The 7,651-nt window shown below is 62.3% G+C and carries 6 protein-coding genes; 3 read left to right on the forward strand and 3 right to left on the reverse strand.

Translation table 11 applies throughout. The features are described from left to right. Window positions 1-440 precede the first annotated feature (440 nt). The gene (locus ARADN35_RS26975; protein WP_244265902.1) at window positions 441-2,504 is read right to left on the reverse strand and encodes a choice-of-anchor U domain-containing protein; all 2,064 of its coding nucleotides are present in this window, start codon (window positions 2,502-2,504) and stop codon (window positions 441-443) included. A 1,146-nt stretch (window positions 2,505-3,650) separates the two neighbouring features. Here ARADN35_RS26975 and ARADN35_RS0113785 point away from each other — a divergent pair. Together ARADN35_RS0113785 and ARADN35_RS0113790 are read left to right on the forward strand one after the other, a co-directional pair. Continuing rightward, window positions 3,651-4,166: a helix-turn-helix domain-containing protein gene (locus ARADN35_RS0113785; RefSeq protein WP_029414012.1), complete on the forward strand. Its 516-nt coding sequence runs from the start codon at window positions 3,651-3,653 to the stop codon at window positions 4,164-4,166. Further along, window positions 4,166-5,488 carry a type II toxin-antitoxin system HipA family toxin gene (locus ARADN35_RS0113790; protein ID WP_010463066.1) on the forward strand — a complete coding sequence of 441 codons (1,323 nt, stop codon included), beginning with the start codon at window positions 4,166-4,168 and terminating at the stop codon, window positions 5,486-5,488. Before ARADN35_RS0113785 ends, ARADN35_RS0113790 begins: the two co-directional genes overlap by 1 nt. On the opposite strand, the gene ARADN35_RS26355 is transcribed toward ARADN35_RS0113790, so the two are convergent. Both ARADN35_RS26355 and ARADN35_RS26360 read right to left on the reverse strand, forming a co-directional pair. Then, entirely contained in the window at window positions 5,424-6,530 is a 1,107-nt protein-coding gene (locus ARADN35_RS26355; protein ID WP_010463069.1) for a GTP-binding protein, read from the reverse strand. The two genes, ARADN35_RS0113790 and ARADN35_RS26355, sit on opposite strands and share 65 nt — an antisense overlap. A 51-nt stretch (window positions 6,531-6,581) precedes the next feature. Then, window positions 6,582-7,226 carry a DUF1826 domain-containing protein gene (locus ARADN35_RS26360; RefSeq protein WP_341864661.1) on the reverse strand — a complete coding sequence of 215 codons (645 nt, stop codon included), beginning with the start codon at window positions 7,224-7,226 and terminating at the stop codon, window positions 6,582-6,584. An 86-nt stretch (window positions 7,227-7,312) separates the two neighbouring features. On the opposite strand from ARADN35_RS26360, the gene ARADN35_RS0113805 reads away from it, so the two are divergent. After that, on the forward strand, window positions 7,313-7,651 hold a 339-nt coding region (locus tag ARADN35_RS0113805), incomplete at its 3' end, for a helix-turn-helix domain-containing protein (protein ID WP_244265903.1).

Below are 7,651 nucleotides of genomic sequence, written 5' to 3' on the forward strand. Positions count from 1 at the left end.
TGCACGCACGGGCGACTGCCTGGGTGGGCACAAACATCGAATGCGGCGCCGCGGGAAAACCCGTTTCGAGCAACCGGGGCGCTGGAGAGGCGCCCTGTAAAAAGCACACCCAAGGCACAACCCAGCGCCGCATTCAGAATGGAAAAAGCCCTTGATTGGCAAAAATCAAGGGCTTTTATTGGGTGGCGGGGGCTCTACCAAAGAACGCCTAGAACCCGCACAAACGCTGGAAACGACGACTTTGAAAACAAGCCAGTGGTCCCCAGAGCTGCCTCCAAAAAACTGCTTCAATGATAACCAACTGTGAGAGCCCTCACCGCATCGGATGCCATGAACGAGGCCCCAGGGCAGGTTCTGGGGCTCACAGTGCAACAGCCCCGGCAGTGATGTCGGGGCTTTTGCATGGACGCAGCCAGCATTGCCCGGCCGCTGCGAGGGCGCTATCTTCCGAAGCGCTTCGCCCTGCGGCCCCAGCCCGTCAAGGCAGCGAGCAACAAGGCTGTGAGTGAAAGCCCGGCGGGAGAAAGCGTGGGCACCGCGACAGGGTTTCCGGCAAGCACCGCAGCGCCAAACGGGTCCAGGATGACACCGCTGGCGCTGTCACTGTCGCCCACCCCGTTGTCGGTGATGGAGTAAGTCACCGTCCTACGATCAGGGCTGAGCGTGACCCCGGGGTATTCAAACCATGTGGCTGCAGCTGCGGGAGTTGCAGGACCATGCTTCCAGAACTCCGTTTGCGGCGCAAGAGGGTTCGGGTAGGTGATGGCGACCTGAAGCGTGCTTCCATTCACGCAGCCGCTGGCCCGAAACCGGAATACGCCATACGGAAAAGAAAGCTGTGGCGGTGCGCCTGCGGGGGGTGTCGTCGCGTAGGTGTCCACCCCAATCAGGGTGCAGGTAGCCCCACCGCCCCCGACCACTACGTTGATGATGCCCCCCCCCGGCGTAGGCCCACTGTACTGCCGGGTCCCAGGCGTCACAGGCGCAGAGGCCACCGACAAGGGCCCTGGGCCATTGGGGTGCTGCGCCTGCACCGTGAAGGTGTAGGGGGTGCCATTCGCCAGCCCCGGCACCGTGCAAACCGTCAAAGGCGCCGTGGCGGTGCAACCCGCACTGGCGGGGCTGGAGGTAACGGTGTAACCGTCCGGCGGATTGCCACGGGTGTCGACGGGCGGCGCCCAGCTCACGGTCGCCTGCCCATCGCCTGGTGTGCCCATGGGTGTACCCACAGGGTCGGTAAACCGGACCAGCCGTGCCACGGAGGGCACGCCATCCACGACCAACCTCGCCATGTACAACCCGGCCGGCAAAGTGCCCAGGGCGGGCGACGTGAAGCTGTTGGCGGTATGGCTGACCGGGGACCACGTATGGATCGCTCCGTTCTCTGCGCGCTGCAACTGGAGCTGGGGCGTGCTTGTGCCCGTAGCGCCCTTGAAATCGGTGCCCGTGAAGGTCAGCGCAGCACCGGCGCGCTGCAGCAGCAGCGGCAGCGCATCCAGCACCGGCGCAGGCCCCGGGGGCACGGCCGGTGTGTAACGTTCGACCGTGCTGTGGAAGGTCAGGGTGGGATTGCTGTTGTATCCACCCGCCAGCAGCACGTCGCCGTTGGGCAACAGGTTGGCCGTGCCATTCTCCCTACCCGTCGCCATCGACCCAGCGGCCGCCCACGTGCCCGATGCGGGGTCATAGAGCTCTGCGGCAGGCTGCGTGTTTCTCGCACCATCCGAGCCACCAGCCATCAACACCCGGCCTGAGGCAAGCACCGTGGCATGGGCCAGCGGCGAACCCATTGCACCATTGCGGGCAAAGCTCAGGGCACCAGTGACGGTCCAGGTGTTGGACAACGGGTCATAGATTTCTGCATGCGTGGTGACGCCACCCGCCGTGAATCCCCCTGCCAGAAGCGCCCTGCCATCCGGAAGCAGGGTCAGGCTGGCATAGTGGCGCGGCACCAGCGGGGGAGCCACCGCCGCCCAAGTGCCAGTGGCTGGGTCATAAATTTCAGCCACCGGCACTTCGCCAGCGACGTTGTTGTACCCTGAAGCCACCAGAACGCGGCCGTCGCGCAGCAGCACAGCCCCGTGTCCACGGCGCACCACCGACATGCTGCCTGTCGCCGTCCAGCTGCGGGTCTGCGGGTCGTACAGTTCTGCTGTGGCGAGGTTAGTGCCCCCCGCCACCAGGACCTTGCCGTTGGCCAGCAGCGTCATCGACGGCAGGCTGCGAGATACAGTCTGCGTCCCCCCGGGAGCCCAGGTGTTGGCCACAGGGTCGTACAGCCGTGCGCTCAGGCTGCCGTCCGACCGGACGAGCACATGGCCGGTCCCCAGCGTGACCGCCTCCGTCACATTGCCCTCAATCCCATGGAGCCCCAGAGAGGTCCAAGCCGCCCCGGCATAGCGCTCGCTGCCTCCGACGAACCCGTCCCGGTTGACGCCACCAAAAACAGCGACCGAACCATCGTCCATCAAAGCGCCTGCATGCTGCGCTCTGGGGGCGGCCATGGATGCATCGACATTCCAGCCCACGGCAGCGCCGGCGTTGATCTGCCAAAGGAGGGCTGCGAGACCAAGGCTCGCCGGACGGACCAGCCGATACGCGGGAGTTGGAGCGGACGCGCGTATGGCGGCGAAGGGGAGGCGGACTGGGGCCGCGCGGTTCGTCGGTTTCGTCATGGTCTTGCGATGTGGAGATTGAACAGGGGACGCCAACCGGCCGAACGTGTACAAAGTCCAAACCCCGTCCTCCCCTTGAAAGCCGGGAAAGACTATCTGAGTCGTGCCCATTTGTATGTCCCCCATTTGGGCGACATGGGGTCCTGGGATGACAGCACCCAGGGCCGCTCTGCCCGGCGGCTTCGCGACGCTCAAAACCCGTCCGATCCCGCTACACACAACGCCCAGAAACCTGTTCGGAAAGCCACGCCTGGCTTTGCGCTGCCCGGGGGCGGCAGGGTCTGCGAAACCGCACTATGGGGAAGGCAAACGAGGCGGGCGTCCACTGCGCGCCGACAGCCTCTGCCGATGCCGAGCCTGGCTGTATGCGTGGCCGCATCGGCCAGGCAGGGAGACGCTCAATGCAAAAACCCTTGAATCCTTTAGGGATCAAGGGCTTATGTACTGGATGCCGCGAAGAACGCGGTGAATTGTGGTGTCTGCCAGAGGCATTGGGGCAACTTTTGAGGACAGCTGTCCCGAATTGAGCCGTTGCCCCCAAAGTTGCCCCCACAAGTGGCTGGCTTGGCACGGACAACATAAACACCTGCGGACAAGAAAAAAGCCCTAAGCAGTTGATTTACTTAGGGCTTTTTGCATCTGCTAGACGCCTGTGGACGTCTGCGGATTGTTGAATGGTGGCTGGGGCTGGTTCTAAAAAGTCCCTGGAACCCGCGCCAACACTCACTTTTTCCCACTCTTCCAGTTCCTTGGGTACACCGCTGGGTACACCAAACTGTCCGAAGAAGCATGTGGAATCGAACCACCTTGCTCGCAGCCCATTATGACACTCCTGGAGCACGCTGGACTTCGCCGGATGGCGCCATCAGGACTTTGACATATCGGTTCTGGCAAGTTTTTTCACAACATGCACCATAGCCAGTATGTTGAAATTATTGGTCATGGCGTGTATATTGGCTTTAATACATAAGCCGTATGAACTTTCCTGTCCACTTTCCAAGCCAACTCCGTGAGCACCTGAGAGCTCTGCGCAAGGCGCGTGGCTTGACGCAAGCGGCCCTTGGGAAGTTGCTCGGGGTGGGGCAGGCACGGATCGCAGAAATCGAGAACAACCCAGGGGTCGTCAGCGTAGACCAACTGATGAAGGTGCTGTCCGCTCTGAGCGTCTCAATGGTGCTGCGCGACGATAGTGCGGACGGCGCGTCAGACCGGTTTTCCCCCGGTGCAAGGTCGCTTGCATCCGAATCCGCCCTCCTTCCCAAAAAGAAGCCCGTGCCGCAGCTTGATATCAAGACACCTTCCGGCGGTCAATGGCGCGTAGAGCCGTTAACCAGCGCAGGCAGGTACCCGCCGAAGTCCGCCCTCGTCAGCCGCAGCGACGGCACGGCCTCATCCGACGCCCAGGCGGTCCGCGATGCCAATCCGACGATGGATGTTGCCCCTACGTCCCGGCGCAACTTCGTCATTCGGCCCAAAAAAGGCTCTTGGTAATGGCTGCACTCAACGCCTGGATGAACGGCGAATGGGTCGGCACCTGGCAGGTCACCCGCGGCACCCACAGCTTCACATACGCACCCTCGTGGCTGGAGTCCGGGAAGTCGCGGCCGCTGTCCCTGTCGCTGCCGATCACCCGCACCTTGGAGATCAAGGGCGAGGTGGTGGCGAACTACTTCGACAACCTGCTGCCTGACAACGACCACATCCGAGAGCGCATCGGACGGCGCTTCAAGACCCGAACGCTGGACGCCTTCTCCTTGCTGGAAGCCATTGGCCGCGACTGTGTGGGCGCCGTGCAGTTGCTGCCCGAAGAAACCACGCCGGACGGATGGGACCGCGTGGAGTGCCAAGCGCTGACCGAGGCGGAAGTTGCCCAAGCCCTGCACGCTGTTCCCGCCGATCCGCACATGCGTCCCGGCGACGAGGCACCTGTATTCCGAATTTCGCTGGCCGGTGCGCAGGAAAAAACCGCCTTCACACGGGTGGACGGCCAATGGTGCCGCCCCCTCGGAGCAACCCCGAGCACCCACATCTTCAAGCTTCCGCTCGGGGTGATTGCCAACACGAGCCGGGTGGAGATGTTCGACTCGGTGGAGAACGAATGGCTGTGCGCCCAGATCATCGGCGCGCTCGGCCTGCCAATGGCCCACACCGAAATGGCCAGCTTTGAGGACCAGCGCGCATTGATCGTGGAGCGCTTCGACCGGGAATGGATGGACGATAACAAGTGGATTGCCCGGCTACCCCAGGAGGATTTCTGCCAAGCAATCGGCCTGCCCCCGCGACTGAAATATGAAAGCGATGGTGGTCCGTCCATCGCGGCGGGCCTGGCGCTGCTGGCTGGAAGCGAGGACGCCACCACGGATCGGCTGGCCTTCCAACTTGCTCAGTTGGCCTTCTGGCTCATGGCGGCGCCCGACGGACACGCCAAGAACTTCTCGATCTTCCTGCGGCAGGGCAACACCTACGAAATGACGCCCTTGTACGACGTGCTGTCAGTCTGGCCGTATGTCGGCAAGGGCCGCGGACAATTGCACCTGCGCGACGTGCGCCTGGCCATGGCGCTGAGATCGAAGAACGCGCACTACGACGTCTACGGCATTCGTGCACGCCACTGGTACGACTTGGCCATGAAGAACGGTGGACCAGCAGTTTGGGAAGGAATGCTGGGCTTGGTCGAGCAGGTCGATGTAGCTCTCGATGTTGTCGAGGCACAACTACCCGAAGCCTTCCCGGAGCGCATCTGGACTCCTATCGCGGACGGCATGCGGAGCCAGGCGAAAAAGTTCCAAGCGGAAGCCGGTGCCATCTCGTGACGGCTGCTGAACGCCCCAGCGCAATATCGGCAAGCATGGGCCGACACACATCTACGATGGTCAAGAACATCAAACCGGCGAGCGCCGCGACAAAGACGCTTGTGCAGTCAGCCCGCGCGCGGGCCAACACCATCAAGGATTCGGTGTGCAAGATCGACGTACCAGTCGCCAAGTTTTCAGATCTGCGGGACGACGACCTGACGGGTAACTCATTCAAACCTGCGCCTGGTGACAAGGTGGCTACGGTGCCGATGCCGTATTCCTCGGTCTCTGGCGTGTGCTGACCGCGCAGTTCCTTGAGCCACCCCGGCGCCTGCGATGCCTGCTCGAAGTCGAATAGGCCGGTGTCGAGAACCGATGCAAGTGCCACCTTGCCGAACGCCGATACCTCGATCTTCGCGCGCGGGTTGAGCCCGTGCAGGATGGCCATCAGTTGCTCACGCTGCCCCGCTGTGATCAGATCCACCTTGTTGAGCACGATCACGTCGCAAAACTCGATCTGCTCGACCAGCAGATCGACCACCGTTCGCTGATCTTCCTCACCCAGCGATTCGCCGCGCGATTGCAGGCTGTCACGTGAGCTGTAGTCCTTGAGAAAGTTGTAGGCGTCCACCACGGTGACCATGGTGTCCAGACGCGCAATATCCGAGAGACTCTTACCGTCCTCGCCTGCAAAGGTGAAGGTCTCTGCCACCGGTAGCGGCTCGGAGATGCCGGTGGACTCGATCACGAGTTGGTCAAACTTACCCTCCCGCGCCAGCCGCTCCACCTCGATCAGCAAGTCTTCGCGCAAGGTACAGCAGATGCAGCCGTTGCTCATCTCGACAAGCTTCTCGTCGGTGCGCGAGAGTTCTGCTCCGCCCTGGCGAACCAGCTCAGCGTCGATGTTCACTTCGGACATGTCGTTGACGATGACCGCGACGCGACGCCCCTCGCGGTTGTTCAGGATGTGGTTGAGCAAAGTAGTCTTACCAGCACCAAGAAAGCCGGACAGGACCGTGACCGGCAGAAGCCTGGCATGCGAAACGAGTTCAGTGGACATATTCGTGAGTTCTCTCAGTGGTCATGGATGGGATTGCAATCAACGGTCTGGTCATAGGGCGTCGATGGCCACCAACACCCGAGGTCCATGCATTGGCGACATCGGGGGAGAACGGTGGATGGCGCCCCGCTCCTTGATGCCAGCCCACTGCCTCCCCTTGAGAAGAGCAATGGCAAAGGGAGTAAGCGTGCGCACCGCAGCGGGATGCAGAATGAGCCCGGAGGCTTCATCGGACAGGCCCCCCGCGCCGCCGCCCAGCTTGGAGCGATCAGCGTCTCGCTCGTCCAGCCACTGCGTTCCAATCCCCCTGTAGGTGCACAAAAGGCGGGCCTTGACGTTGTCGACGTGGAAACGAGGACACTGCACGCTGGATATCACCTCAAAGCGGATCCTGACCGCACACGCACCCGTGACGTCGCCAAACAGCTTTGACAGCCCTTCGATGTCGTGCATCAGCGCTCCTCGCCCGCGCAGCAGCGGAAGAAGCGTGAGCGGTATGGCGTCCCCTTCTCGGAAACGCTCGATCTGCCAACCTCGCCCCAACATTCCCTCCTGCACTGCCCCATCCAGATAGCGACAGATCTGCAGCTGAGGCGGCCGATCCAGCCAGCACATTTGCGCGTCAGGATCACGCCAATGCGACAGCGCTGCGCAGAAGCTCTGTCTATCTGTTGGTGCCGATGCAATCTTGACCAGCTAAACCGCAAAGTGCCAATCCAATATTGACCAGGGTGTTCCACTGACCTGCTGAGAATTTCAGCAGGGGATTCAAGGTGATCACCATGGACATGATTGGCAAGGTCAGGCGCATGAGGCTGCGCGACCAACTCTCCCTCAGCGAGATCGCAAAGCGCACGGGCCTGTCGCGCAACACGGTCAAGAAGTGGCTCAAGGCGCCCGGCGATGTTGCCCCGAAGTACGAGCGGGTGAAGCTCGATGGCAAGCTAACTGCGTTCGAGCCGATCCTGCATCAAGCGCTCACAACCGACAGCCATCGCCCCAAGCATGGACGGCGCAGCGGCCGTGCCTTGTTTGCTCAGATACAGGCCCAAGGCTACCGCGGCGGCTACAGCGCCGTCACCGACTACATCCGGCGCTGGCGGGTGGAGTCAGCAACCAGT

Source organism: Acidovorax radicis N35 (genome assembly GCF_000204195.1).
GTDB classification, from domain to species: Bacteria; Pseudomonadota; Gammaproteobacteria; order Burkholderiales; family Burkholderiaceae_C; genus Acidovorax; species Acidovorax radicis.

Excerpts from the sequence above, each read along its gene's own strand:
- ARADN35_RS26975 (WP_244265902.1), bottom strand. The coding sequence starts at position 2,504 with ATGGCCGCCCCCAGAGCGCAGCATGCAGGCGCTTTGATGGACGATGGT.
- ARADN35_RS0113785 (WP_029414012.1), top strand. The coding sequence starts at position 3,651 with ATGAACTTTCCTGTCCACTTTCCAAGCCAACTCCGTGAGCACCTGAGA.
- ARADN35_RS0113790 (WP_010463066.1), top strand. The coding sequence starts at position 4,166 with ATGGCTGCACTCAACGCCTGGATGAACGGCGAATGGGTCGGCACCTGG.
- ARADN35_RS26355 (WP_010463069.1), bottom strand. The coding sequence starts at position 6,530 with ATGTCCACTGAACTCGTTTCGCATGCCAGGCTTCTGCCGGTCACGGTC.